The sequence below is a fragment of the Microbacterium sp. 8M genome, from assembly GCF_902506375.1.
Lineage (GTDB): Bacteria > Actinomycetota > Actinomycetes > Actinomycetales > Microbacteriaceae > Microbacterium.
The window spans coordinates 2575968-2601019 of record NZ_LR733284.1; the positions used below are offsets into that span (position 1 = coordinate 2575968).

The 25052-nt window shown below is 69.6% G+C and carries 22 protein-coding genes and 1 tRNA gene; 11 read left to right on the forward strand and 12 right to left on the reverse strand.

Going from position 1 to position 25052, the window contains the following annotated elements:
* Positions 1-14 precede the first annotated feature (14 nt).
* The 3 genes from AERO9AM_RS12340 (at position 15) to AERO9AM_RS12350 (ending at position 3262) form a co-directional block, all read left to right on the forward strand.
* Positions 15-989 carry a carbohydrate ABC transporter permease gene (locus tag AERO9AM_RS12340; RefSeq protein WP_236602602.1) on the forward strand — a complete coding sequence of 325 codons (975 nt, stop codon included), beginning with the start codon at positions 15-17 and terminating at the stop codon, positions 987-989.
* Positions 986-1888, forward strand: a complete 903-nt coding sequence (locus AERO9AM_RS12345; protein ID WP_159576408.1) for a carbohydrate ABC transporter permease — start codon at positions 986-988, stop codon at positions 1886-1888. The genes AERO9AM_RS12340 and AERO9AM_RS12345 overlap by 4 nt, the downstream gene beginning before the upstream one ends.
* Positions 1889-1978: 90 nt before the next feature.
* On the forward strand, positions 1979-3262 hold the full coding sequence (locus AERO9AM_RS12350) for an alpha-L-fucosidase (protein ID WP_236602603.1): 1284 nt from the start codon (positions 1979-1981) through the stop codon (positions 3260-3262).
* Positions 3263-3331: 69 nt separating this feature from the next.
* On the opposite strand, the gene AERO9AM_RS12355 is transcribed toward AERO9AM_RS12350, so the two are convergent.
* From AERO9AM_RS12355 to AERO9AM_RS12380, 6 genes are all read right to left on the reverse strand, one after another.
* Entirely contained in the window at positions 3332-5497 is a 2166-nt protein-coding gene (locus AERO9AM_RS12355) for a hypothetical protein (RefSeq protein WP_159576409.1), read from the reverse strand.
* 102 nt (positions 5498-5599) lie between these two features.
* On the reverse strand, positions 5600-7009 hold the full coding sequence (locus AERO9AM_RS12360) for an alpha-L-fucosidase (protein ID WP_236602604.1): 1410 nt from the start codon (positions 7007-7009) through the stop codon (positions 5600-5602).
* Positions 7006-9054 carry a DUF2264 domain-containing protein gene (locus AERO9AM_RS12365; protein ID WP_236602605.1) on the reverse strand — a complete coding sequence of 683 codons (2049 nt, stop codon included), beginning with the start codon at positions 9052-9054 and terminating at the stop codon, positions 7006-7008. The genes AERO9AM_RS12360 and AERO9AM_RS12365 overlap by 4 nt, the downstream gene beginning before the upstream one ends.
* Before the next feature lie 12 nt (positions 9055-9066).
* Positions 9067-10728 (reverse strand): extracellular solute-binding protein, encoded by a 1662-nt coding sequence (locus tag AERO9AM_RS12370; RefSeq protein ID WP_159576410.1) that lies wholly within the window; start codon positions 10726-10728, stop codon positions 9067-9069.
* Between the two features lie 53 nt (positions 10729-10781).
* On the reverse strand, positions 10782-11732 hold the full coding sequence (locus AERO9AM_RS12375) for a carbohydrate ABC transporter permease (protein WP_236602606.1): 951 nt from the start codon (positions 11730-11732) through the stop codon (positions 10782-10784).
* A complete protein-coding gene (locus AERO9AM_RS12380) occupies positions 11722-12765 on the reverse strand; it encodes an ABC transporter permease (RefSeq protein WP_201298629.1) in 1044 nt (347 codons plus the stop codon). The genes AERO9AM_RS12375 and AERO9AM_RS12380 overlap by 11 nt, the downstream gene beginning before the upstream one ends.
* Before the next feature lie 225 nt (positions 12766-12990).
* Between AERO9AM_RS12380 and AERO9AM_RS12385 the strand changes: the two genes are divergently transcribed.
* Both AERO9AM_RS12385 and AERO9AM_RS12390 read left to right on the forward strand, forming a co-directional pair.
* Positions 12991-14013 carry a hydroxyacid dehydrogenase gene (locus AERO9AM_RS12385; RefSeq protein WP_236602607.1) on the forward strand — a complete coding sequence of 341 codons (1023 nt, stop codon included), beginning with the start codon at positions 12991-12993 and terminating at the stop codon, positions 14011-14013.
* Positions 14014-14066: 53 nt separating this feature from the next.
* A complete protein-coding gene (locus tag AERO9AM_RS12390; RefSeq protein WP_159576411.1) occupies positions 14067-15170 on the forward strand; it encodes a LacI family DNA-binding transcriptional regulator in 1104 nt (367 codons plus the stop codon).
* 205 nt (positions 15171-15375) lie between these two features.
* Here AERO9AM_RS12390 and AERO9AM_RS12395 read toward each other — a convergent pair.
* Positions 15376-15448: transfer RNA gene (locus tag AERO9AM_RS12395), tRNA-Arg, on the reverse strand.
* A gap of 93 nt (positions 15449-15541) precedes the next feature.
* Between AERO9AM_RS12395 and AERO9AM_RS12400 the strand changes: the two genes are divergently transcribed.
* A complete protein-coding gene (locus tag AERO9AM_RS12400) occupies positions 15542-16135 on the forward strand; it encodes a hypothetical protein (protein ID WP_159576412.1) in 594 nt (197 codons plus the stop codon).
* A 5-nt stretch (positions 16136-16140) separates the two neighbouring features.
* On the opposite strand, the gene AERO9AM_RS12405 is transcribed toward AERO9AM_RS12400, so the two are convergent.
* The 3 genes from AERO9AM_RS12405 to AERO9AM_RS12415 form a co-directional block, all read right to left on the reverse strand.
* Complete coding sequence (locus AERO9AM_RS12405) at positions 16141-16527, reverse strand: DUF1304 domain-containing protein (RefSeq protein ID WP_159576413.1); 387 nt, start codon at positions 16525-16527, stop codon at positions 16141-16143.
* Between the two features lie 28 nt (positions 16528-16555).
* The gene (gene trmB, locus AERO9AM_RS12410; RefSeq protein ID WP_159576414.1) at positions 16556-17281 is read right to left on the reverse strand and encodes a tRNA (guanosine(46)-N7)-methyltransferase TrmB; all 726 of its coding nucleotides are present in this window, start codon (positions 17279-17281) and stop codon (positions 16556-16558) included.
* Positions 17282-17376: 95 nt separating this feature from the next.
* Positions 17377-18240, reverse strand: coding sequence for a DUF3097 domain-containing protein (locus tag AERO9AM_RS12415; protein WP_159576415.1), 864 nt, complete (start codon positions 18238-18240; stop codon positions 17377-17379).
* Positions 18241-18364: 124 nt separating this feature from the next.
* Here AERO9AM_RS12415 and AERO9AM_RS17580 point away from each other — a divergent pair, with 124 nt between their 5' ends.
* From AERO9AM_RS17580 to AERO9AM_RS12435, 4 genes are all read left to right on the forward strand, one after another.
* A complete protein-coding gene (locus AERO9AM_RS17580) occupies positions 18365-20410 on the forward strand; it encodes a TPM domain-containing protein (RefSeq protein WP_159576416.1) in 2046 nt (681 codons plus the stop codon).
* Between the two features lie 66 nt (positions 20411-20476).
* A complete protein-coding gene (locus tag AERO9AM_RS12425; protein WP_159576417.1) occupies positions 20477-21217 on the forward strand; it encodes a PspA/IM30 family protein in 741 nt (246 codons plus the stop codon).
* A gap of 1 nt (position 21218) precedes the next feature.
* Positions 21219-22031, forward strand: coding sequence for an arginase family protein (locus tag AERO9AM_RS12430; protein ID WP_159576418.1), 813 nt, complete (start codon positions 21219-21221; stop codon positions 22029-22031).
* Positions 22028-22483, forward strand: coding sequence for a Fe-S oxidoreductase (locus tag AERO9AM_RS12435; protein WP_236602608.1), 456 nt, complete (start codon positions 22028-22030; stop codon positions 22481-22483). Before AERO9AM_RS12430 ends, AERO9AM_RS12435 begins: the two co-directional genes overlap by 4 nt.
* Positions 22484-22607: 124 nt before the next feature.
* On the opposite strand, the gene AERO9AM_RS12440 is transcribed toward AERO9AM_RS12435, so the two are convergent.
* A complete protein-coding gene (locus tag AERO9AM_RS12440; protein ID WP_159576419.1) occupies positions 22608-23069 on the reverse strand; it encodes an SIP domain-containing protein in 462 nt (153 codons plus the stop codon).
* Positions 23070-23143: 74 nt separating this feature from the next.
* A complete protein-coding gene (locus AERO9AM_RS12445; RefSeq protein ID WP_159576420.1) occupies positions 23144-23848 on the reverse strand; it encodes a tyrosine-protein phosphatase in 705 nt (234 codons plus the stop codon).
* 243 nt (positions 23849-24091) lie between these two features.
* Between AERO9AM_RS12445 and AERO9AM_RS12450 the strand changes: the two genes are divergently transcribed.
* Positions 24092-25033, forward strand: a complete 942-nt coding sequence (locus AERO9AM_RS12450; protein WP_236602609.1) for an alpha/beta fold hydrolase — start codon at positions 24092-24094, stop codon at positions 25031-25033.
* Positions 25034-25052 lie beyond the last annotated feature (19 nt).

Consider the following 25052-nt stretch of genomic DNA (forward strand, 5'->3'; position numbering starts at 1 on the left):
TGGACACCGTCGCCGTGACTGCTGCTCGCACGGGGGGCCGCAAGGCCCCCCGTCTGGGGCAGCGCCGGTTGACGCTCGACTACGTGTCGTTCCTCCTGGTGTTCCTCGTGCTGCCAGTGGCACTGTTCCTCGTGTTCGTGATCTCGCCGTTCGTCCAGGCCGTCTACTACTCGATGACGAACTGGACCGGCTTCTCGCCGAACATGAGCTTCGTCGGGGTGGACAACTTCGTGAAGCTCTTCCAGGATCCGACGTTCCTGCACGCGATGGCGAACAACGCCCTGCTCGCGATCGTCGTCCCGCTCATCACGATCGTCATCGCGCTCATCTTCGCGAGCATGATCACGGTCGGCGGACCCAGCCACGGCCAGGTCCGCGGCCTGACCGGGTCGAGCTTCTACCGCGTGGTGTCGTTCTTCCCGTACGTGATCCCTGCGATCGTCATCGCGATCCTGTGGAGCATGATCTACCAGCCCTCGAACGGCCTTCTCAACGGCGTGCTCCGGGCTCTCGGCATGACCGACATGGTCGACTGGCTGGGCGACCAGCGCACGGCCATGGGAGCGACCATCTTCGTGATCGTGTGGAGCATGGTCGGCTTCTACATGGTGCTGTTCATCGCGGCGATCAAGGGGATCCCCGCGGAGACGCTCGAGGCGGCGCGCATCGACGGCGCCGGGCGGTTCCGCACCGTGGTCTCGATCCTGCTGCCGCAGATCCGCGACAACGTGCAGACCGCATACATCTATCTGGGGATCATGGCGTTGGACGCCTTCGTGTACATGGCGGGCCTGAACGCGTCCGGCGGCCCGAACAACAGCACCCTGGTGATGAGCCAGTACCTGTTCCGCACCGCGTTCGAGAAGGGCCAGTTCGGCCTCGCCACGGCCATGGGCGTCGTGCTCGCCGCCGTGACCCTGATCTTCGCCGGTCTCGTCATCGGCGCGTTCCGCCTCATCGGCGGCAAGGACGAAGGAGGACGCGCATGAGCCTGGACACGCGCGCCGCGGTGACGGTCGACCCGAAGGCCGCCAAGCGCACCCCCACCACGAAGTCGACGAACTCGGACAAGGTCGTCGGCGGCATCTCTCACGTCGTGCTGGCCATCTGGTCGCTGATCGTGATCCTGCCGATGCTGTGGACGCTGCTCGGCTCGTTCAAGACGACGAAGGAGATCTTCAAGTCCCCGTTCGGGCTTCCCGCGAACTGGAACTTCGACAACTACGTCAACGCCTGGGTGAAGAACAATTTCGGCCCGATGTTCCTGAACACGGTCATCGTGGTCGGCTGCGCGCTCATCCTGGTGATGCTGCTCGGCGCCATGTGCGCGTACGTGCTGGCGCGGTTCTCGGTCCCCGGCAGCCGGGTGATCTACTACCTGATGCTCGCCGGGCTCACGTTCCCGCCGTTCCTCGCGATCGTCCCGTTGTTCTTCATCCTGCAGGGCATGGGGCTGCTGAACACGCTGCCGGGACTGATCATCACCTACGTCGCGTTCGCGCTGCCGTTCACGGTCTTCTTCCTGTTCTCGTTCTTCAAGTCGCTGCCGTACGAGATCCAGGAGGCGGCCTACGTGGACGGAGCGAGCGAGTGGCGCACGTTCTTCCAGGTGATGCTGCCGATGGCGAAGCCCGGACTGGCGGCGGTGGCCATCATGAACTTCCTCGGCCTGTGGAACCAGTTCCTGCTGCCCATCTCGCTGAACACGAACCAGGACAACTACGTGCTGTCGCAGGGCATGGCGTCGTTCGCCTCGTCGGCCGGCTACCAGGTCGACTTCGGCGCGATGTTCGCCGCGGTGATCATCACGATCGTCCCGGTGCTGATCGTGTACATCCTGTTCCAGCGCCAGCTGCAGGGCTCGGTGTCGCAGGGCACCTCGAAGTGATCCTCGGGCGGGAGGGGGTCTCGGCCCCTCCCGCCCTTCTTCTGCCGCCCGCGACCCGGAGGATCCGCGGGCCCGCACTCCTGGAGCACGATGTCCATCACGGCGCAGAGCGCGATGCACCACCCGACCCCGACGCAGCTGCACTGGCAGCGGGCCGGGGTCGGTGTCTTCCTGCATTTCGGTCTCAACACGTTCGCCGGCGTCGAGTGGAGCGATGGGACGCTGCCTGCGTCGGCCTTCAACCCGGTTCATCTCGATGCGCGACAGTGGGTCGCCGCGGCGAAGGTCGCGGGTGCGGCCTATGTCGTGCTCACCGCGAAGCACCACGACGGCTTCTGCCTGTGGCCCACCTCCACGACGGACTACTCGGTGGCCTCGAGCCCCTGGCGGGACGGCACGGGCGACGTCGTCCGCGAGCTCGCCGACGCCTGCGCCGACGCCGGAATGGGCCTCGGCCTCTACCTGTCTCCGTGGGACCGCCATGAACCGCGCTACTCGGACCCCGCCGCCTACGACGACTTCTACTGCGCGCAGTTGACCGAGCTGTGCACCCGGTACGGCGAGCTGGTCGAAGTCTGGTTCGACGGCGCGGGCTCCGCCGGCCGGAAGTACGACTGGGAACGCATCGTCGACGTCGTGCGCACTCACCAGCCCCAGGCCGTGATCTTCAACATGGGCGACCCCGACATCCGCTGGGTCGGCAACGAAGACGGGCTCGCCGCGGATCCCGTCGAGTACGTCGTCGACGTCACGCGCAACGATGTGCACACCGACGAGATGCTCGGTTTCGGCGCGCGCTATCTGCCTCCGGAGTGCGACGTCTCCCTGCGACACAGCTGGTTCTGGCATCCCGATGATGCCCCGAAGAGTCTCGAACACCTGCTGGCCATCCACTACCGCTCCGTCGGGCTGGGAGCCAACCTGCTCCTGAACATCCCCCCGAACCGCGAAGGACTCATCGACGAGGCGGACATGGCGCGGCTGCAGGACTACGCCGAGGAACGGACGCGCCGCTTCGGTGCACCGCTGCCTGCGACGCTCACGCTTCTGGCTCCGGGGCGATGGAAGGCGGACTTCGGAGCCGGCGTCCGCATAGATCACCTCGAGCTCGCCGAGCACCTGGACGACGGTCAGCGCGTGGCGGAGCATCGCGTGCTGGTCTCCGGGGAGGAGATCTGCGCAGGCCTGAGCATCGGATCTCGCCGGCTGCACGCGTTCCCGGAGCGCACGGTGAGCACGATCGAGATCGAGGCGACCGGTCCTGCTCCGGTGCTCTCGTCCGTATGCGGCTTCCGCACCGGAGCGGAGAGCATCCCGGTCCCGCCGCCTGTCGAGGAGTACCGCGCCGGCGACGGCGACATGATCCTCATGTGATCCGCCATCCGCACGATCGTGACGGTGCCGGGTCGGAACGGAGCACCCCGACCCGGCACCGTGTGGCCCCTAGCGTGCGGTCACCGTGACGTACTGCGAGACGTCGCCCGGCGCCTGCTGCTCGAGCCGCATCCGGTCGTTCACGTACTGCAGGGACAGACCGCTGTTGCGGTTGACGAGGCGGTACGTCGTGGAGCCCTCCAGCGAGGTGCCGGTCGTCGCGACGCGCTGCAGGTACCACTGATCGCTGCCGCCCGGGGCGCCGAGGTTGGTCGAGCTCAGGGGCGTGGCGTCCGGTTCCTGATCGCCGACGGTCACGACCGCGTCCACCGCGCGCTTCTCGGCCGGGGTGCTGCCGGACACCTGCAACGTCTTGCCGGTGACGGAATCGACCACGCGGAAGAAGCCGCTGTTGTCGCCGTTCGCAGAACGCGGATCCTTCACCGGGACCAGCTTCCAGGTCGAGACGCCGGTCGCCGCTCCGTCGCCGCCGTCGAGCCCCGGCCCGCGGTTCGCCGTGACCGCCTTCCCGCCGACGCGCAGCACGTACGACGAGTCCGGGCCGACGGCGTCGCCCGCCGTGTCCTGCGGCACGTACTCGGCGCTCACCGCGGCGGCGCTCGTGCCGGAGGTCTGCTCGATGTCGTAGACCTTCGCGGTGAGGTCCGAGATCGTCAGGAACGAGCGGCCCGTGACGTTCTGGTTCGTCAGGCTGCCGTTGTCGAGCGACGTCAGGTACCCGCCGTTGGATCCGGAGGGCATGAGACCGACGACCTTCCATGAGTTCGGGTCGCCGAGGTCCGCGGTCTCGTAGACGTTGCCGTCGTAGCCGACGATGCGATACAGCCCCGAGAACGCGTTGTACGAGATCGCCGACTCGTTGTTCGCCGACGGCAGGTACAGGTGATTCGTGACCGGATCCTTGTAGTACGCGCTGTTCGTGATGAGATCCACGGTCTGCGACGCACCGGAGACCGGGTCGGTCTGCGTGACGTAGATGCCGCCCGTGACGACCTTGACGCCATTCTCGTACTTGTCGTCGACGGCCTTGAGCGTCATATCCTGGCCGGTCACCGGATCGTGGTAGCTGACCGTGCGGTTCGGCGCGGACTGCCCGGTGGCGTTATCCACGATCGTGTGCGCGAGGGTGTTCGCCGTGTAGGTGTTGCCGGAGGCGTCCGAGAACACGATGAGGTGGTCGGCCAGCACCTTGGCCGCCTCGTACGAGGCCGACGCGTCGGCGCCGGACCCCTTCCAGGCGATGGTGTCCGTGGCGGGCTCGTACGACACGTTCAGGCCGCCGACGGAGTTGACATTGCCGTCGATGCCGCCGATTCCCGGCTGCGACCAGGATCCGTTGTACCACTTCTGCCAGGTGCCGCTGGCCATGCCGCCGCTGATCGGCGCGCGCGCCATCTCGGTCCAGCTGGCAAGGGTCGATGACGCCGGCTTCTTGTAGATCTTCACGTTGTACGTGATGTAGAAGTAGCCGGTCGAGTAGTCGATGAACAGGCGGCAGCCGGAGTTGCCGAACGGGTACGACTGGCCGGGCGACGCCGTCGCGTCGATGACCTGGTCGTCATCCCACGCGGAGGTGAGCGCCGGGCCCGCGTACTGCCACGACGCGCCCTCGTCCTTCGAGGTCGCGAGCAGGATCCGGTTGTTGTGATGCCCGGTGGAGATCTTCTCGTCGATCGTCGCGGTCGCGCCCTTGGTCTGCCACGGATCGAACTGATACTCGTCGTTCAGCAGCGCGTGCCAGACGCCTTCCCCGTCCACCCAGACGCCGATGACGTCGCAGTGGTCGTCCTGCTGCGGCGACGGAATCGGGAAGGTCGGATCCTTGTCGAGCTGGTAGCAGATCGTGCCGGCGTCGGCATAGTAGGCGGGCGCCTGCACCCGCTGCGTGGTCGTTCCCATCCCGGACGACACCGTGCCCATGTCGGTGTTCGTGAAGGTGCGGGCCCACGCGTTCCCGGGGTTCGTGTTGTAGGACGTCAGGGCGTTGCTCCAATGGAACCGGCCGTCCTTGCCGAGATAGGCGGAGCCCGCGATGTCGCTGGTCAGGCCGCCCTTGAGCGTGGTGACGCCCGCCGCCGCGTATTGCGGCGGCGTGGGGGTGGTGTCGGCCTGGGCGACGGCCGGCACAGCGAGGGCCGCGACAGCCCCCATCGCGAGAGCCGGGGTCAGCCGTCGCCAGCGCGCTTTGCGCTGCGCCGTGCGGTGTTGTTTCATGGTGTTGCCCTTTCCTGTTCGTCTTCGAAGCGGTGGGTTGGGTGGTCCTTCCCGTTCCTCGGTCTCAAGCGCGGAACGGGAAGGCGCCCGCTCATGCAGGATTCACACGAGCGCGACGTCGGGGTTGGGTTCGCGCAGGGCCGGGTCGTCGCCGGCCGCCCCGAGTTCGAGGGCGAACACGACCGGCATGCCTGCGGACGCGGGCGCCGGAATGCGGAGGGAACGCCCGTCGAGGACCGTGAACGGCACATCGGCGCCGTCCGCGAGCGCGCGGATCGACCGCACCTCGACACCAGGGGGGAGCTCCACCGGGAGCACCCCGGACACCGGGATGCGGGTGACGACCGCGTGCACGACGCCGGCCCCGTGCGCGGGCTCAGCCGGGGTGTCGGAGGCGTCGGCCGGCTCGAGGGGTGCCGTGTAGAAACCCCAGCCCGGGTACTCCCAGCCGTTCGCGGGGCCCGATGCGTGCACCGCCGCGGAGTTCACGTCCATCCAGGCGCCGACCTCGCGGGCGAGCTCGACCTCGGCGGGCACGAGCGAGCCGTCGCCGCGCGGACCGAAGTTCAGCAGCAGGTTGCCGCCGAGGCTCACGGTCTGCGCGAGCTGCTCGACGATCTGCGCCGGGCTCTTGCGGCCGCTGTCGGCCCACGCCGAGTCGTGGAAGCCCCAGGTGGCCTGCGTGATCGTCGCGCACGCCTCCCAGTCGTGCGCCGTCACGGACAGATCCCACGGTGCGGGCAGACGCCGCTCGTATCCGCTCTCGTAGTCGCCCATGAGTGCGCCGTTGGAGTCGAAGTGGCGCGCCCCGAGGTCGTCCGCGCGGAGTCGGCTGTTCACGATCGCTCCCGGGATCCGCTCCTTGAGGATCCGCTCGATCTCGCACGTCCACCGGCCGTTCGCCTTCACGGATGCGTCCCACGTGCCGTCGAACCAGAATCCGCGCACCTGCGGGTACCGCTCTGCCAACTCGACGAGCTGGTCGGTGGCGAACTCGAGGTACCGGTCGAAGGCGGCGCGGTCGTCGTCCGTCTCGAGCGCGTACCGCCAGTCGGGGTGGTGCCAGTCGAGCACCGAGTAGTACAGGTGCACGGCGAGGCCCTCGGCCTGATACGCCTCGATGATCTCTCCCAGCACGTCGCGGCCCGAGGGCGTCGCCGCGACGGTGAAGTCGCTGTAGGCGCTCGGCCACAGGCAGAACCCGTCGTGGTGCTTGGTCGTGACCGTGACGTAGCGGGCGCCCATCGCCTTCGCGGTGCGCGCCCACTCGACCGGGTCGAAGCCCTCGAGCGTGAACTCGGCGGCGAGCGCGGCCCAGTCCTTGCGGCTGACGTGGGCCGAATGCATGAGGAACTCGGCGGCGAAATCGATCGTCCGCCCCTTCCAGGTGCCGGCCGGCAGGGCGTACAGCCCCCAGTGCACGAACTGGCCGAACCGGTCGGCGCGGAAGGCGCGCATGGCCGGGTCGTCGCGTCGGACCTGCGATCCGGCCCCGTAGCGCAGCGCGATCACAGAGCCTCCTCTCGTGGGCCGGTCAGCCCCGGGTGCCCGTCCCAGGGCACGAACGTGGCGAGGTCGAACTCCGATGTCGCGCCCGACGCCCACTCCAGATGCACCCGGGTGCCGTCGACGTGCGGCTGCACCCGGTCCCGCCACTTCTGCGGATCCACCTCTCCCCCGCGCTCCAGCACGTGCAGGGTGAGCACGACGGTGCGACTCACGCCGGTGTGTCCCTCCAGGGCGGGCGTCGCCGAGTGCGCTCCCATCGCGTTCGCGTCGCGATAGGCGAAGACGCGGGCGGCCGCCGGTCCGAGCCCCTGCTCGGCAGCGGCGATCGCGCTCCATCCGTGGAGGCCGACGATCGCGGCGACCAGGCCGTCGCGTCCGCGCACCCACGCCCCGTCCTCGAACACGCCGGTCTCGAGCTCGATGTCGTCGGCGATCGCCCAGCCGCCCTCCCGCATGGGCCAGGAACGATCCGTCTGCACGAGGTGCGCGCGCACCTCCGCGGGGCCCTCGCCTGCGGTGACGGTCGTCACCGCCGTGCCGGGAAGCGCGCGACGATGCAGCTGCGGCACATGCACGGATCCGGAGAGTCCGCCGTCGACGTGCGTGGCGCGCAGCGTGCTGCGCCGACTGGCGGTCCCTCCCTCATCGAGGAGCGCGAAATGCGAGTCGATCGCGTCGCGCCAGGCGGGCCCCGTGCCGGGCGCGGTGTGGGTCGAGTACGCGAACTTCGCGTAGTGCGGGTCGTCCCGGTCCTCATCCTCGCCGACGGGCAGCGTGGCGTGATCCGAACCGTGATTCGCCATGCGCACGATCCCGTCCGCCGCAGCTCGGAGCACCCAGCCCACGGGTTCGATCGGGGCGGTGAACGGCCCGTGATCGGAGGGCTGGGCCTCCTCGACAGCGACCCACACGGGAGCGGTCGGAGGCTGCGCAAGCCCGAGGAATCCGATCCCCGCCAGGTACGGAGACCCGAATCCGCTGTAGTCCTGACACATCGGTTCGAACTCGGTGTACCACCCGAGTCTCAGGGGCCCGTCCACGCCGACCCCCTGGGCGACGAAGCGCGAGAGCACGCCCGAGGCGATCCTTCGCGTCTGTCCGGGCGTGAGCGCGCTCGCGCCCGACGCGTCCGCGCACCAGAATGCGGCGAGCGCGGCCGTGCGGTAGGTCAGCGAGCGGCCCTGGTGCAGGAGCGCGCCGTCGGCGGCGATCATGTGCGCCTGGGACGCGGTGAAGTCATGGAGGCGCTCGAGGTGGCGCTGCCCCTCCGGGGTGTGCACGGTGTCCGTCATGCGGTACCAGGCCCACAGGTAGGGGTGGATCGCCCAGGCGTTGTAGTAGTCGACGGCGTGCTCCGGCCCGTCCGTGTACCACCCGTCACCGAGGTACCAGCTCTCCACCCGCGCCACGTTGCGCTCCGCGTGCAGGCCGCGCACGTCTTCATCCACCGCGCGAAGGAAACCCTCCGCCATCGCCGGGAACAGCTGCCAGTTGTTCTGCCATACCTCGCAGCGGGCGTGATGGCGCAGCCAGTCGGCGATCTGGAGCTGCTCCGGCCGCGTCAGCCCCGCCCACAGCCGATCGCGGCTGACGTGCAGGGAGAACGCGATGTTCGCGGCCTCGACGATGGAGTTCGTGATCCCGGTCAACGGCAGCCGACAGCTCACGCCGCGTGGCCACTCCTCCGCCCCGCCTGGCCTCGTTCCGGCCAGCAGCGCTCGCGAGTAGTACTCCAAGTGCTGCTGAACGGCGGGATCACCGGCATCGGGCGCGCCCGCGATCCGCGGCGCGGCCAGCAGGAACGACCGGCCAACGGCCTCCATCCCCTCGCGCCGCACGCCGTCCCCGGTGATGCGACCTGGCAGCCGCGGCAGGGCGCCCTCCGGGCTGGCGTGGCGACGCACCTCGCTGAGCCAGCCGTCCGCCACCGCCTCCCATTGCGCCCTGCCCCAGCCCGTGGACGGGGAGAGGACCGGATCCATCGCGATCGTCGTCGAGACGTCTTCCTGCACGGTTCCCTCTCCCCCGTGGTCCTCTCCCGCGTTCACGGATCCTGCGTCTCAGGCGCTCGGGGACGGGCTGGCCGTCGCGCCGCTGAGAGCCTTCTGGTATTCGGCGCGGATGGTGTCTCCGCCCGCGCTCTTCCAGTTGGCGATCGCGCTCTTCACGTCGTCGAGTGAGCCGCGCCCGGCGATGAAGTTGGTGACGGCATCGGTCACGGGCTTCATGATCGTGAGGCCCTGCTTCGCCTGCGTCGGGCTGAAGAGCCCCTGCGTCGGATCCGCGACGCCGATCGGGACGAGCTTGGTGTACGCGTCGTGCAACACCTTGATGGCGTCCGGGAACTGCGGCGAATACAGCGTGTTGGGCCCTGCGGCCAGGTATCTCCAGGGCACAGCCGTGTCCAGGGCCGCGGCCGGAGTCGGGATCGGGTTGCCCTTGTCATCGCGGGTGTAGTCCGCGCCCTCGGCGCCGTAGTTCATCAGGAGATACTCCTCGCTGCCGAAGGGGGCGGCGAGGAAGTTCGCGACCTGCAGCACGAGTTTGATGTGGTCGGCGCTGCCCTTCTTGACCATCGTCCATGCGAAGTCGATGTTGTCGAGCCAGACCATCGCCTTGCCGCCCTTGGCGCTGAACGGCAGGAACGGCGCGACCTTGTTGGCGGGGTTCGCGGCAGGCACCGTCTGCTGGTAGCCGCCGGGCTTGCCGAAGGCGGGCAGCCCGTCGTAGATCTGCGCCACCTGGCCCGAGATGAAGGCATTCGACATCTGCGACTTGGTCCAGCCCTCGCTGCCGGGGGCGTAGCAGCCGGCGGCGTAGAGCTTCTGCACGAAGCTGATCGACTCGAGGTACTCGGCCGTCTCGATGTCCTTGATGAGCTTGCCGTTCTTCATCGTCCAGTTGTACGGCACGTGGAAGATGTGGTGGAACGGCAGCAGTCCGAACTTCGTGCTGCCCAGAGCCCAGCGGCTGCCTCCGGTGAGCTGCTTGGCGAGGGCGAGGTAGTCGTCCGCGTTCTTGATCGTCGAGGTGTCGGTGACGCCGGCCTCTTCGAAGAACGTCTGGTTGATGAACCCGGATCCGCCGGTCATCGCGCGAGGGATCGGGATCCCATAGAGCTTGCCGTTCTGCACCGTCGGCTTCCAGAACGCCTGCGGGATGTTCGCGAGGTTGGGGTAATCCCTGACCTTGTCGCCCGCGAGGAACGGGGTGAGGTCCTCGCAGGACGACTGGAGGAAGCCGATGATGTCGGGGATGGCCGTGCCGTCGTTGAGCATGAGGTCGGGCAGGTCGCCGCCCGCGATCACGGTGTTCAGCTTGGTGTCGTAGTCGTCGCTGGACACGGCGGTGATGTCCACGGTGCCACCGAGGCGCTTGAAGATCGCCTGGGTCGCGGGATTGCTGTCGGCGGCGGTAGGCGGCGGACCGAAGATGTTCGTGATCGCGGTGACCTTCTTCCCCTTCATGAAGGCAGAGGGGACGGAGCGGAACGGCTTGGCGGGGTAGTTGAAGAAGGCGGCGGGGACGCCCTCCGCGGTACCGGCGAGGTCCGGGGTCACGCCCTTGAGGGGGATGTACTTCGGCAGCACCGAGCTCGACGCCGCCGATGCCGTCAGCTTGGTCTGCGTGCCGCAGCCGGCCAGGCTGCCGGAGGCCACGACGGCCAGCGCACTGAGGGCGGCGTAGGACAGGAAGGTCCGCCGGTTCGTCTCAAGAGCCACGGTGGGCTCCTTTCTGTGGGGTGGAGGGGTGGTTCGATCTGGTGGTGCGGGCCTCAGCCCTTTACGGCGCCGGTGAGGACGCCCTTGGTGAAGTACTTCTGCAGGAACGGGTAGACGAGGAGGATCGGAACGACGCTGATCACGACGACAGCCATTTGGATCGCCTGCGACGGTGCCGCGATCTCGCCGACAGAGGCCGTGTCCAGCGGGGATCCCAGCAGCACGTACTGGCGCAGGATCATCGAAAGCGGCCACTGGTCGGCTTTGAGGTACAGCATCGCGTTGAAGAACGCGTTCCAGTAGGCGACGGCGTAGAACAGGCCGACCACGGCCAGCACGCCCTTCGAGAGCGGGAGCACGATCTTCACGAGGATCCGGAAGTCGCCGGCGCCGTCGATCCGCGCGGCCTCGAAAAGCTCCTGCGGCAGGCCCATGAAGAACGAGCGGACGACGACGAGGTTGAACGCCGATACCAGCACGGGCAGCACGAGCGCCGCATAGCTGCCGATCAGGCCCAGCTGCTTGACCATGAGGAAGCTCGGGATGATGCCGGGCGTGAACAGCATCGTGAACAACGCGGTGAGCAGGATGAACTTGCCGAAGGCGAGGTCTCGGCGGGACAGTCCGTACGCCATTCCCACCGTCGCGGCGAGGGAGCACAGCGTGCCGATGACGGTGATGAGGATCGAACGCACCAGCGCAGCGGTGACCACCCCGCCGGCGAAGATCGTCTCGTACGCGGCGAAGGTGGGGTGCAGGGGGAACAGGACCAGGCCGTTCGCGTTGGCGATGTCGGTGCTGTCGGACAAGCTCGTGGAGAGCACGGTGAGGAACGGATAGATCGTCACGATGCAGATGATCGTGATCGCGATCGCCTTGCCGGCGCGGCCGAGCACCGTGGGCTTCTCCATCCATGCCGGTCGGAGAGACTCGGCCCGGCGCGCCTGCCGCCTGTCCTTGGGGGTGACGAGCGCCCGCGTCGTCAGCTGCAGATCACTTGCCACTGGAGTACACACCTTCCTGGCCGAACAGATGAGCGACCTTGTTGGCGCCGAGCACGAGTGCGAGCCCGACGACGCCCTTCACCAGCCCGACGGCGGCGGCGGGACCCCACTGCCCGTTCTGGATGCCGTTGTAATAGACCCAGGTGTCGAGCACTTCGCCCGCACCGGCGCCGACGTTGTCGCGCTGCAGCACGATCTGCTCGAATCCCACGGAGAGGATGCTGCCGAGGTTCAGGATGAGCAGCAGGATGATCACGGGCATGATCCCGGGAATCGTGATCGTGCGCATGCGCTGCCATGGGCCGGCTCCGTCGACCGCCGCAGCCTCGTACAGCTCCTGATCGATGTTCATCAGTGCCGCGAGGAAGATGATCGTGCCCCATCCCGCGTCCTTCCAGGCCGACTGGATCGAAACCAGGAAGGGGAAGAACCACGGGGTCGTCATCGCCTGGAACGGCTTCATCCCGAGTGCTTCCATGAGATGCGGCACGACGCCGGTGGCGCCGAGCACCTGGCCGAAGATCGAGACGATGATGACCCAGCCCAGGAAGTGCGGAAGGTAGACGACACTCTGCACGAACTTGCGGATCCGTCCCGACATGATGCTGTTCAGCAGCAGCGCGAGGATGATCGGGACCGGGAAGAAGAGCACGAGCTGGAGGCCGGTGATCACGAGGGTGTTGCGCAGCGCCTGCCAGAACGTCGGATCCCCGAAGATCTTCACGAAGTTGTCGAGCCCGATCCACACGCTGTCGATGAAGCCGAGGTAGGGCTGGTAGTCCTCGAACGCGACGATGTTGCCCGGCAGCGGCAGCCAGTGGAAGATCACGAAGTAGAGGAAGCCCGGCGCGATCAGCAGCAGCATCACGCGGTCGCGCTTGATGCGCGCCCACAGCGTGCGCTTGCGATGCGCGGGGACGCCGTCGACGGCGGGAGTCCGGCCACGGGTCTTCGCTGCGCGCCGGGGCTTCGCCCCCGCGTCCTCCGCGGGAGTCGTCGTGCTCTGCACGAGCGGCTCGCTGTAAGTGCTCATCTTCGACCTCGACCTGCGACGGGAAACATCTTCGTTCTTCGCAAGAGCTAGAAAGCGCTTGCTGTGCTGCGAACGTACCCGACGGATCCAGCGGTGTCAACGGCCAGGCTCGATTTGCCGAGAATCCTTGGTTTTAAGCGGGACAACAGCTCAAGCGTCAGCGCAACGCTGGACGAACCTGACAGTATGCGCTTACTATTTGGTTCGCAGAACGAAAGGACCTTCGTGGATCACAACGCCCCGTCCTCCCGCCCCTCCGCCGTGGTCGTCATGACGGAGGAGTCCTTCCGGGAGGTCTTCTCCGCCGACGCGCTCGCCCGACTGCAGAGCGCCGTCGAGATCGTGGGGCCGTTGCCGATCACCGGGTTCGCCACGCCGGCGAGCAGGGATGCCCTGCGCTGTGCGCGCATCATGCTGACGGGCTGGGGGGCGCCGCGCATCGATGCCGCCGTGCTCGACCTGGCGCCGCAGCTGGAGGCGGTCGTGCACACCGCGGGCACGGTCAAGACCTTCCTCGACGCGGAGGCCTTCCGCCGCGGCATCCGGGTGAGCACCGCCGCGGCGGCCAACGCGACCCCGGTAGCGGAGTTCACGTTCGCCGCGATCGTCTTCGGCCTCAAGCGCGCAAGTCGCTTCGCTCATCAGCTGCGCACGACGCGGCGACGACGTTCGGTGGCCGGCGTTCCGCCTCTCGGGACCAACGGCGTGACGATCGGCATCCTCGGCGCCTCGCGCGTGGGCCGGGAGGTGATCCGTCTGGTGTCCCGCCTGCAGGCGCGCATCCTCGTCTGCGACCCCTACCTGACGGCCGAAGGCGCCGAGCGTCTCGGCGTCGAAGTCGTCAGCCTGGACGAGATGTGCCGGCAGTGCGATGTGCTGACGCTGCATGCCCCGAGCACGCCCGCCACCCGGCACATCATCGGCGCGCCGGAACTGGCCCTGTTGCACGACGGCGCACTCGTCGTGAACACCGCCCGCGGCGCCCTCATCGACACCGACGCACTCACCGCGGAGCTCCTCTCCGGACGCCTGGACGCGTACCTGGACGTGACCGAACCCGAACCGCTCCCCCACGACTCTCCCTTGTACACGCTGCCGAACGTGGTGCTGACGCCGCACATCGCCGGAGCACTGGGCAATGAGATACACCGGCTGGGCGACTCCGCCGTACGGGAGGTGGAACAGTACCTTGGTCGTGGGGTCCTCGCCCACGAGCTCCGCGCCGAGGAGCTCGCGTACACGGCATGATCGGCTGAGAGCGCGATGCGAGCGGATCACTCGGTCCACGAACGGAGGTTGGGATGACGACGCAGAACGAGCGTCCCTCGGCGCGCCCGGGCCACAGCGTGACGATGACTGACGTCGCCGAGCGGGCCGGGGTGTCCACGGCCACGGTGTCGCGCGTGCTGAACGGCAACTACCCCGTCGCGCAGGCCACCAAGGATGCCGTCAAGCGCGCCATCGACGACCTCGGCTACACGGCCAACGCGCATGCCAGGGCGCTCGCGAGCGCATCCACGCACAGTGTCGGGATCATCGTGAACGACCTGGTGGATCCCTTCTTCTCCTACATCGTGCGCGGCGTGGAGCAGGAGGCCGCGACGACCGGCCGGCTCTGCATCGTCGCGGCGTCGCAGGGCGACGTGGGCCGTGAGATCGAGCTCATCGACCGGATGATCAGCCAGCGCACCGACGCCGTGATCGTGGTCGGCGGTGCCTACGACGACGCGGGAGCCCGGCGCCGGATGGCCGAGCGCGCCCGCACCTTGGCAGGGATGGGATCCACCCTGGTGCTCTGCGGGCGCCCCCCGGTCGGGGACAACGTGCCGACAAAGATCGTCGGCTACGACAACGAGGGCGGGGCCTTCGCCGTCACCGAGCATCTGCTCTCGCTGGGGCACCGGCGCATCCTGTATCTGGGCGGGCCCGTCGGGCTCTCCACGAGCGTGGCGCGCCTGGCAGGGTATCGTCGCGCCATGCAGTCGCGCGGCGTGGACGCACCGCCGGAACTGGTCCACCAGGGCGCGTTCGGCCGGCGCTTCGGCCACTCCGCGATGAGCGAGATCCTCGCATCCAAGCTCGACGTGACCGCGGTGTTCGCGGCGAACGACCTCGTCGCCGCGGGTGCGCTGGATGCGATGACCGCGGCGGGCGTGCGCGTGCCGGAGGACATGTCACTCGTCGGGTACGACGACATCCCGCAGTCCAACGAGCTCACCCCCAAGCTGACCACCGTGCATGTGCCGCTCGAGGAGATGGGACGGGAGAGCGTCCGCCTCGCTCTCACTCAGGACGACGACGCGTTCGGACGCCACGCCGAGGGCGAGATCATCGTGGGCACCCGCCTCATCGTGCGGGACTCGGTCGCCGCCCCGCGGTCGACGCCGTGGCGGCCAGGGCACTGATCCGAAACGACGACCGTGTGGTGAGGATACGACGAAGGCCGCCCCTGCGGGACGGCCCTTCGTCGTATTCGTGCCCCCGCATCTCCAGACGCTCCTCCGCACGTCGCATCCGCGACGCGCGGAGCCTCTGCGCTGGAGCCTCGCCGACCGTGTGGTGAGGATACGACGAAGGCCGCCCCTGCGGGACGGCCCTTCGTCGTATTCGTGCCCCCGACAGGAATCGAACCTGCGACCTACGGTACCGGAAACCGGCGCTCTATCCGCTGAGCTACGGAGGCGTACCGAACGAGCCTAGCATCGGATCCGCCTCCTCTCCGACCGCTGCGGATGCCGGTAGTGTCGCGAAGAGCCGACCGATCGATGAGGACCAGATGAGTGCTGCCGTTCCCCCGTCACCCTGGCCCCACGCCCCGGTGGAAGAGCCGCGCGTCCCTTCCGGGACTCCGGTGTACACCGCGTGGGGGTGGGTCGCCGCGGGGACAGCCGTCGCCGCGGTCGCCGTCTCCGCCGTCTCGATGTGGCTGATGACGGAGCCGATGCTCACCTACGCGCGGCAGGTCGCCGAGCTGAGCAGCGCGACCGCCACAGGATCGCGAGTGCCGCCCGGCGAAGTGCTCGCGATCATGCTCGACATGATGCCGGGGATGCTGACGGCGTCGGTCATCAGCACGGTCCTGGGCTGGGCGCTCTACGCGCTCGCCGTCGTCGCGGGTTACCGCGACTACGTGCAGCTCGGCCGACTCGGCTACTCGAAGCGCTTCCACTGGGCGTGGAGCTTCCTCTCGCCGGTGTATCCGATCGGGCGTGCGGTCGTCGTGCGGCGGCAGGCGGGATCGGGATCGGCCACGATGTGGATCGCGATCGCCGCGATCGCGGCGAACGTCCTGCTGAGCCTCGGATGGTCGTTCTGGCTCGTCTGGGCGATGTTCGACGCGATGCGCTCGGGCCTCGGCACTGTCGCCTGAAGCCGTCAGATCAGGGCGACGACCAGCAGAACGACGGCGAGCAGCGGGAACAGCCCCTGCACGGCAGCGGCGCGCGCCTTGGACCGATCGGAGAGGATCAGCACCAGGGCCGCGCCGAGCATGGATCCCGTCCCCGCCAGCATGAGTGCGATGCCGACCGGATCCGATCCGGCTGCAGCGATCACGATGCCGGTCACGGCGACGATCGCGAGGAACAGGTTGTAGAAGCCCTGGTTGAATGCGAGCGGCCGGGTGGCTTCGGCATCCTCCGCGGAGGTCCCGAAGATGCGCCGGGTCGACGCGTGCGTCCAGCGCACCGATTCCAGCACGAAGATGTACACGTGGATCAGCGCGGCCAGGCCGGCGAAGACGGATCCGATCAGCAGGAGCATGGTGCGATTGTCCCGCACCGGGCGGGTCTCAGCCGCGCGCGACGCGGCGGTACGCGAGGTCGCGGATGTCGCGGCCCTTCGCGATCCCCTTGCGCTCGAACGCGGTCATCACCCGCCCGTCGAAGCGCTCGGCCCACTCCCCCTCGAAGGCGCGCTCGAACTCGGGCGCCTCGTCGAGCACCTCACGCATCTGCAGCGCGTAGTCCTCCCAGTCGGTGGCCAGTCGCAGCAGGCCGCCGTCACGGATCGCCGCACCCGCGGTGGCGCCGAAGCCCGGCCGCACCAGCCGGCGCTTGGTGTGCCGCTTCTTGTGCCACGGGTCGGGGAAGAAGATCCAGACCTCGTCGGCGGAGCCCGCCGGGAGGTACGTCGCGAGGACCTCCGGCGCGTTGGCCTCGACCAGCCGGAGGTTGCGCACGCCCTCGCGGTCCGCGTCCAGCATGGTGCGCGCGAGGCCGGCCCGGAACACCTCGACGGCGAGGAAATCGCGCTCCGGGTGCGCGGCGGCGGCGGCCACGATCGCGTGCCCCTGCCCGGAGCCGACCTCCACGGTCAGCGGCGCCACCCGCCCGTAGGCCGCCGCGGGGTCGAGCCGCGCCTCGGGGTGCACCGAGGTCCAGGCCACGTCGCGGGGCACGTCGAGCACATAGAAGTCGGCGAGCTCGGCGAAGGCCCGCTCCTGCGCCTCCGACATGCGGCCGCTGCGGCGCACGAAGGAGACCGGTTCGTCACGGAAGGTGCGGGGTTCGGGCATCCCTCCAGGGTATCCGCCGTCCGGCCCCTCGGCGGGCGCCGTCGCAGCGGGCCCCGGGAGCACGGCCCTGCCCGCGGCGCGGGCGGAGCGGCCGCTCATCGCCGCGCGCCGGCGGAACCGGACACCGGCTCGGTCACGAAGTCGATCAGCTCCTCCACACGCCCGAGCAGCGACGGCTCCAGATCGCGGTAGCTGTGCACGCGGGAGAGGATGCGCTTCCAGGCGTGGGCGATGTCGGCCTGCGTCTCGGCGGGCCAGCCCAGCGCCCGGCAGATCCCGGTCTTCCAGTCCGTTCCGCGCGGGATCTGCGGCCAGGCGCGGATGCCCATGGCCGCCGGGGTCACGCACTGCCACACATCGATGTACGGGTGTCCGACGATCCGCAGATGGGGGCCGTGGGGTCCGCGCAGGATCTGCTCGACGATCCGCGTCTCCTTCGATCCGGGAACGAGATGGTCGACGAGCACCCCGTAACGGCGATCGCGGCGCGGCGGCGCCTCCGCCAGGAGCTCCTCCAGCAGATCGACGCCCTGCAGGTACTCCACGACCACGCCCTCGACCCGCAGATCGTCGCCCCACACCTTCTCCACCAACTCGGCGTCGTGACGTCCTTCGACGAGGATCCGGCTGGGCAGGGCGGTGCGAGCGCGGGCGTCGGCGACCGCGAAGGAGCCGGACGCCGTCCGCTTCGCGGCCCCGCCGCCGGCCTTCGACGGGTGCACCAGCCGCACCGGTTCGCCGTCGATCATGTAGCCCGCGCCGAGGGGGAACAGCCGGCGACGGCCCTTGTAGTCCTCCAGCTCGACCTGGCCGCCCTCGATCCGGGTCACCGCGCCGCAGAACCCGTCGACGGCGACCTCGACCACGAGATCGCGTTCGGCGGGCACGTCCACCGCGACCTTCGCGCCACGCTCCCGCCAGCCTTCGGCGAGCACATCGGATCCGTACCTGTCGTCCATCGTGATCAGCCTAGCGAGGGCGCGGCCGCGGCCGACGAGCCCGGACCGCAGGTGCAGGAGAAACACAACGTGACACACCCTAGACTCGCTCCTGGGGGCTTTCGGGGTCCCGGGAGGAGCGAAGATGCGCGCACGCTGGGCTGTCGTCGTGGCCGTGATCCTGGGTGTGCTCGGCATGTCGTCCGCCGCCGTTCCCGCGGTCGCCGCTCCGGCCGCGTCGCCTGAGGCCTCCGTCCCCGCGGCCGCTCCGGTGACGCTCGGCAATGGGTTCATCACGGACCTGGTCGGCGCTCTCGGCACCTCCGAGACCGAGGAGCTGAACAGCCGCCTCGAGAAGCTCAGCCAGACCCAGAACATCCAGTTGTTCGTCGTCTTCGTCGACACGTTCTCGAACCCGGACAACAGCCAGCAGTGGACCAACCAGGTCGCGGTCGACAACGGGCTCGGGCAGACGCAGTACCTCCTCGCCATCGCGACGCAGTCCCGGCAGTACTACCTGTCCGCGGACAAGGCGGGCCCCGTCCCGCTGTCCCGCGTCGATCAGATCTCGCAGTCGCTGGTCAACGACCTGCATGCGGACGACTGGGCGGGCGCCGTCCGCACCGCCGCAGAAGGCTTCTCGGGATCCGGTTCCTCCGATCTCGGCGGGATCCTGCTGGTCGTGCTCTGCGTCCTCGCCGTGGTCGCTGCGATCATCGTGCTGGTGGTGATGCGCCGCCGCGCGGCCGCGCGCGTCAGGCAGGCGACCCCGACCGCGACCGGCGACCCGCTCGACGCCATCAGCGACGAGGAGCTGGCGAAGCGCGCAGGGCTCGCCCTCGTGCACACCGACGACGCCATCACCTCCTCCACCGAGGACCTCGGCTTCGCCACAGCCCAATTCGGCGATACGGCGACGAGCGCCTTCACCGAGGTCGTCGCCAAGGCCAAGGCCAAGCTCGACGAGGCCTTCTCCCTCAAGCAGAAGCTCGACGACGAAGTGCCCGATTCCGATCAGCAGCGTCGCGACTGGTACCTGCAGATCATCCGGCTGTGCGAGAGCGCCGACACTGCGCTCGACGCCAACGTGGCCGCCTTCGACGAGCTCCGCAAGCTGGAGCAGAACGCCGAGGATGCGCTCGCGCAGCTGAAGGCGCACCGTGAGGCCGCTGCCCGTGCCGTCGCCGCCGCGCCCGCCGCGCTGCAGTCGCTCGCGGCGGTGTACGACGCGTCGGCGCTGCAGACCGTGGCCGGCAACCCGGCCGAGGCCGCGAGCCGCCTGGAGCTCGCCGACACGAACATCGCGCAGGCCGGCGAGCTCATCGCCCAGGGCAAGCGCGGCGAGGCCGCCTTCGCGATCCGGACGGGCGAGGAGGCGGTGCTCCAGGCGTCCCAACTCGCTGCGGCGATCACGACCCTGCAGACCGACCTGGCGACGGCCGAGAGCCAGGCGCAGGCGCTCATCGCGAATCTGGAACAGGATCTGGCCGGCGCCGCGGCGCTTCCGGCGTCCCCCGAGCTGAACGCGGCCGTCGCCGCCACCCGCGCCGCGCTGGATCAGGCGCGCACGGATGCGACCGGCACCGGACGTCGTCCGCAGGCGGTGCTCGAGTCGCTCACCGCCGCGAACACGCGCATCGACAGCACGGTCGACGCGATCCGCAACGCCCAGCAGCAGGCCGAGCGCGCCCAGCAGGTTCTCGAGCAGACCCTCACCCAGGCGCGCGCGGAGATCTCCACGGCCAACAGCTACATCACGACGCACCGCGGTGCGATCGGACCCGACGCGCGCACCAGGGCGGCCCAGGCCTCGGCGGAGTACGACCAGGCCGAGGCCGCTCGCGTCGCCGACCCGAACGCGGCTCTGCAGCACGCCCAGCGTGCGATCGCCCTGGCCCGCGAAGCCACTCAGCTCGCCGCCGGCTCCATCGATGCCTGGGGCAACGGCGGCGGTTGGGGCGGCGGCAGCGGCTGGGGCGGCGGCTGGGGCGGCGGGAACCGCAGCGGCATGGGTGACGCGATCCTCGGCGGCATCATCGGCGGCATCCTGTCCGGCGGTGGCGGCGGCAGGAGCAGCGGAGGCTGGGGCGGCGGAGGAGGCGGCGGCTGGCGCTCCAGCGGCGGAGGCGGCGGATTCAGCCCCTCCAGCTTCGGGGGAGGCGGCCGCGGCGGATCGGGCGGTCGCTTCTGACAGCAGGATCCTGAGCATCTTCCACGTACACGACCACATCGACCGGAAATCTGGAAAGGACATCCCATGACCAAGCAGTCCATCTTCGGCCGCATCTCCACCCTGGTGAAGGCCAACATCAACGCCCTCCTCGACTCCGCCGAGGATCCGCAGAAGATGATCGACCAGCTCGTCCGCGACTACACCAACAACATCGCGGACGCGGAGTCGGCCATCGCCGAGACGATCGGAAACCTGCGGCTGCTGGAGCGCGACCACCAGGAGGACGTGCAGGCCGCGGCGGAGTGGGGGAACAAGGCCCTCGCCGCCAGCCGCAAGGCCGACGAGCTGCGCGCCGCGGGCAACACCGCCGACGCCGACAAGTTCGACAACCTCGCCAAGGTCGCCCTGCAGCGCCAGATCAGCTCGGAGCAGGAGGCGAAGACGGCGGAGCCGCAGATCGCCGCCCAGACCGAGATCGTCGACAAGCTCAAGGTCGGCCTGAACGGCATGAAGGACAAGCTGACCGAGCTGAAGAACAAGCGCAGCGAGCTGCTCGCCCGCGCCAAGGTCGCCGAGGCACAGACCAAGGTGCAGGACGCGGTCTCGTCGATCAACGTGCTCGACCCGACCAGCGAGCTGGGGCGCTTCGAGGACAAGGTGCGCCGCCAGGAGGCGCTCGCCCAGGGCAAGGCGGAGCTCGCCGCCTCCAGCCTGGACGCGCAGTTCGAGAGCCTCGAGGACATCGGCCAGCTGACCGAGGTCGAGGCCCGTCTCGCGGAGCTGAAGGCCGGATCCGCGAAGCCCCAGGAAGCGCTCGAGGGCTGAGATGACCCGCTTCCTCGTCGTCCCGCAGTGGCAGGGCTCCCCTGCCCCGCGGGCGATGCTGCTCACCGAGGGGGCGTCGGCCATCGCCGGCGACCTCCCCAGCGCGCGCACGACCGTGCTGGAGGTCCCGCTGGAGGCAGGAGACGCCGAGGGCACGGGCGTGCACAGGCTCAGCAGCCTGCGCCGCACCAGGGAGCTCATCGAGGAAGCGATCACGGCGCACGCCGAGCCCACGCTCGTTGTGGGCGGTGACTGCGGCGTCAGCGTCGCCGCGGTCGCCGCCCTCCCGGGCGCCCTCCACGACGTCGCGATCGTGTGGTTCGACGCGCACCCCGATCTGCACACCCCGGACTCGTCGTCCTCCGGCGCCTACGCGGGGATGGCGCTGCGCGCGCTCATCGGCGACGGGGACTTCCCGATCGACGGGCCAGCCGGCCTCAGCCCCGAGCGCACCGTGCTCGTCGGCGCCCGGTCCGAGGACGACGCGGAGACCGAATACCTCGCCTCCTCCGGCATCGTCCGCCTCGACGGGCTCGACGACCCGCAGGCGCTCGCCGATGCGGTCGCGGCCACAGGCGCCGCGCGCGTGTACGTGCACGTCGACGTCGACGTGCTGGACCCGTCCGAGCTCATCGGCGTCTCCTCGGCCGTGCCGTTCGGCCTGCGCACCGCCGAGGTCGTCAGCGCCGTGCGTGCGCTCCGCGAGCGCCTGCCGCTGGTCGGTGCGACCATCGCGGGCTTCGCGCCGCGCTCCCCCGCCGACGCGGTGCAGGACCTGGGCGCGATCCTGCGCCTGATCGGCGCCCTGGCGTGACGGCCGGCGACGCCGCCCGGATCGCCGCCATCGAGGCCGAGGCCGCGAGGATCCTGGAGCGCGGCCGACGGCGGGACCTGCGCCTGCCCGGCGTGCTGCTGCGCTCCCCGATCAGCCGGCTCGGATATGCCTGGGGCATGGCCGTCGGCTGGATCTGGGGCGGCCTGTGGAGCACGGGTCCCGTCGAGCGGCGCGAAGGGCTGTGGATCTTCCGGGGCATGCCCGCGTGGACGTTCGCCCGCGGCGGCGTGTGCGTCGCCGGCTGCTACCTCACCGGCGATGACGTGCCGGACGACCGGGTGCTGCGGCACGAGGCCGTGCACAAGCAGCAGTGGCTGCGCTATGGGTTGCTCATGCCGGTCCTGTACCTGCTCGCGGGACGGGATCCGCTGCGCAACCGCTTCGAGATCGAGGCGGGTCTGGCGGACGGGCACTACCTCCCGCGCCGCTGATCCGATCCCCGAGCCCGTCCAGGGACCTGGCCTCCCCGGTCCCCGAGCCCGTCGAGGGACCTGGCCTCCCCGGTCCCTGAGCCCGTCGAAGGGGCCCAGCGTGCCGAAGGGCGGGGACCGCGGCTCAGAGCAGGCCGAAGCGCTCCGGAGCGGTGATCCGCTCGGCGGCGATGCCCAGCCGCTCGGTGAGGTGCTCGGCGATGTCGGCGGTGCCGAGGAAGCCGCCGAGCAGCGTCACCGATGTGCGGTCATCGGCGCCGTCGCAGAGCATCTCGTCGGCCCAGGCGATCGCCGCGCGGGCTGCCGCCTCCCCGGGAGCGCAGCGGCGTCCGTGGCCGGCTCCGGCACGCGAGGCGCGCGGCAGCCACGTGACCGTCATCCGCGGCGGCGCCGCCATGTCCGAGGCGGACGCGGCGTCCGGCACCTCGATGAACACCCGGCCCGTGGCGCACAGCGGCAGCGTCGCCAGCACCGTCTCCAGCTCGGCGAGCGACGCCTCGTCGGCGACGATGAGGTGCTGCGCCTTCGTGGAGCGGCGCAGCGCACGGCGCTCAGCGCGCGCGGTGGTGCGGGTCGCGGTGGTCATGATGACTCCACGATATCACCGGATGAAGGGTTGCCTAACCTACGCTACCGGCCGGCAGGACTCCCCTGCTTCCGCTAAGCGACCAGGGCGGATCCGAGTGCTTCCAGCTCCTGCCTGGTGAGCCCGGAGGCCAGCAGGTAGTCCGCCACCGAGCCGTATTCGTCGTCGATGCCCGCGAGCAGCTCGCGCATCACCGGTGCGGGCGACTGGGTGGCGACGGCGATCGCGTCATGCGCGATCGGAAGACGCTCCTCCAGCCACTTCGCGATCGCACGATTGCGGGATTCCGGCAGCTGCGACGCGGTCAGCGCGTAGTCCTCCACGATCGCGTCGCGATCGGCGCCGACGGCGGCCAGTGCCAGCGCGACGCTCACCCCGGTGCGATCCTTGCCGAGAGTGCAGTGCACGAGCGTCGGCTCCCCCTCGGACAGGATCCGCACGACGCGCACGACGCGATCGGCGCCGCCCTCCACGATGTGCCGGTACAGGCCCGTGAGGCTCACGTTGCCCAGCAGGAAGGACGCGACGGAGCCCGCGAACAGCGGGATGTGGTCGATGCGCAGCCCCGGCAGGGCGCACGGCTCCGCGCTGACCTCGCTGTCGTCGCGGAGATCGACCACACGGGCGACCCGTGTGGTGAGGAAGTCCTGGGCCTCGGGTCCGACGTGCGCGAGATTGCCGGAACGGAACAGCATCCCCTCGCGGATCCGCGACGTGCCCACCGGGATGCCCCCGACGTCGCGCAGATTCGTGATCCCGGGCACGGTCAGCACCGTCATCCGCGCACCCGCTCCCTTCGCCTCCCGACCATGGCTCCAGCCTAGAGTCTGGCCGCTGCGCCGGGATCGCGGGGCGTAATACGTCGTTCTCCTGAACGCGAGGCGGGTTCGCGTTCGGTGTGGGAGCATTCTGCACCCGATATGTGGACATCTGTTACAGATTCTTTCCCCATGTGTCGAGAAAGGCTGGGCATATCGATCCCGCATTTCGCCACAAAGACGTGCGGGGAGCACAATGAAGGCGTGTCCCACGTCACACCAGAAGAGACCACCGAGTTCTCCTTCCTCCCCGGGCAGGCACGCGCTCTCGGCGCCACGCTCCCGGCGGTCCAGCGCCTCTCACTGCCGCTCCCCGACGGCCGCGAGCTCAGCGCCCTGCGCTACGGCGAGGATCCGATCGAGGTGACCCTGCTGCACGGCGCGGGCCTCAACGCGCACACGTGGGACACCACCGTGCTGGCGCTCGGCCGGCCCGCGCTCGCGATCGACCTCGCCGGGCACGGCGACTCCTCGTGGCGCGACGACGCGGACTACACCGGGCGCACCCTCGCGCCCGACGTCGTCGAGGCGCTGCGCGCGTGGACCGATCGCCCCCAGGTGCTCGTCGGGCAGTCGCTCGGCGGCCTCACCGCCGCCGCCGTGGCCGCCCGGGCGCCCGAGCTCGTCCGCGACCTCATCGTCGTCGACATCACCCCCGGGGTCGACCAGAGCGTGGGGCCCGCCGCCCTGCGCGAGTTCTACCGCGTGGTGGACGGAGCGTCCCGCGACGAGCTCGTCGACCGCGCCCAGCAGTTCGGCTTCGGCGGCTCCCGCGAGGACACCGTCCGCGGCGTCTTCCTGAACACGCGCGTGCGGCCCGACGGCCGAGTCGAGTGGAAGCACCATTTCGCGCACATCGCCGCGCAGCTGCTGGCGGCGCCGGCCGCCGACGCCGGGGCCTCGGCCCGAGCCGGCATCCTCGGCGAGCACGGCTGGGCGGACCTGGATGCGGTCGCCGCCCCGGTGACGCTGGTGCGGGCCTCGCACGGCTTCGTCTCCGATGACGCAGAAGGCGAGTTCCGCACGCGCCTCCCCGCCGCCCGCGTGCAGCGGCTGGACGGGAGCCACAACCTGCAGGAGACCGCGCCCTCCGCCCTCGCCGACCTCATCCGCACCGCCATCGACACCGGTCCCGCGGCACCCTGAGGGCGGGTTTGTGACGCTG

Coding starts and splice junctions, on each gene's coding strand:
- AERO9AM_RS12345 (WP_159576408.1), top strand. CDS start 986: ATGAGCCTGGACACGCGCGCCGCGGTGACGGTCGACCCGAAGGCCGCC.
- AERO9AM_RS12350 (WP_236602603.1), top strand. CDS start 1,979: ATGTCCATCACGGCGCAGAGCGCGATGCACCACCCGACCCCGACGCAG.
- AERO9AM_RS12355 (WP_159576409.1), bottom strand. CDS start 5,497: ATGAAACAACACCGCACGGCGCAGCGCAAAGCGCGCTGGCGACGGCTG.
- AERO9AM_RS12380 (WP_201298629.1), bottom strand. CDS start 12,765: ATGAGCACTTACAGCGAGCCGCTCGTGCAGAGCACGACGACTCCCGCG.
- AERO9AM_RS12390 (WP_159576411.1), top strand. CDS start 14,067: ATGACGACGCAGAACGAGCGTCCCTCGGCGCGCCCGGGCCACAGCGTG.
- AERO9AM_RS12400 (WP_159576412.1), top strand. CDS start 15,542: ATGAGTGCTGCCGTTCCCCCGTCACCCTGGCCCCACGCCCCGGTGGAA.
- AERO9AM_RS12405 (WP_159576413.1), bottom strand. CDS start 16,527: ATGCTCCTGCTGATCGGATCCGTCTTCGCCGGCCTGGCCGCGCTGATC.
- trmB (WP_159576414.1), bottom strand. CDS start 17,281: ATGCCCGAACCCCGCACCTTCCGTGACGAACCGGTCTCCTTCGTGCGC.
- AERO9AM_RS12415 (WP_159576415.1), bottom strand. CDS start 18,240: ATGGACGACAGGTACGGATCCGATGTGCTCGCCGAAGGCTGGCGGGAG.
- AERO9AM_RS17580 (WP_159576416.1), top strand. CDS start 18,365: ATGCGCGCACGCTGGGCTGTCGTCGTGGCCGTGATCCTGGGTGTGCTC.
- AERO9AM_RS12425 (WP_159576417.1), top strand. CDS start 20,477: ATGACCAAGCAGTCCATCTTCGGCCGCATCTCCACCCTGGTGAAGGCC.
- AERO9AM_RS12430 (WP_159576418.1), top strand. CDS start 21,219: ATGACCCGCTTCCTCGTCGTCCCGCAGTGGCAGGGCTCCCCTGCCCCG.
- AERO9AM_RS12440 (WP_159576419.1), bottom strand. CDS start 23,069: ATGACCACCGCGACCCGCACCACCGCGCGCGCTGAGCGCCGTGCGCTG.
- AERO9AM_RS12445 (WP_159576420.1), bottom strand. CDS start 23,848: ATGACGGTGCTGACCGTGCCCGGGATCACGAATCTGCGCGACGTCGGG.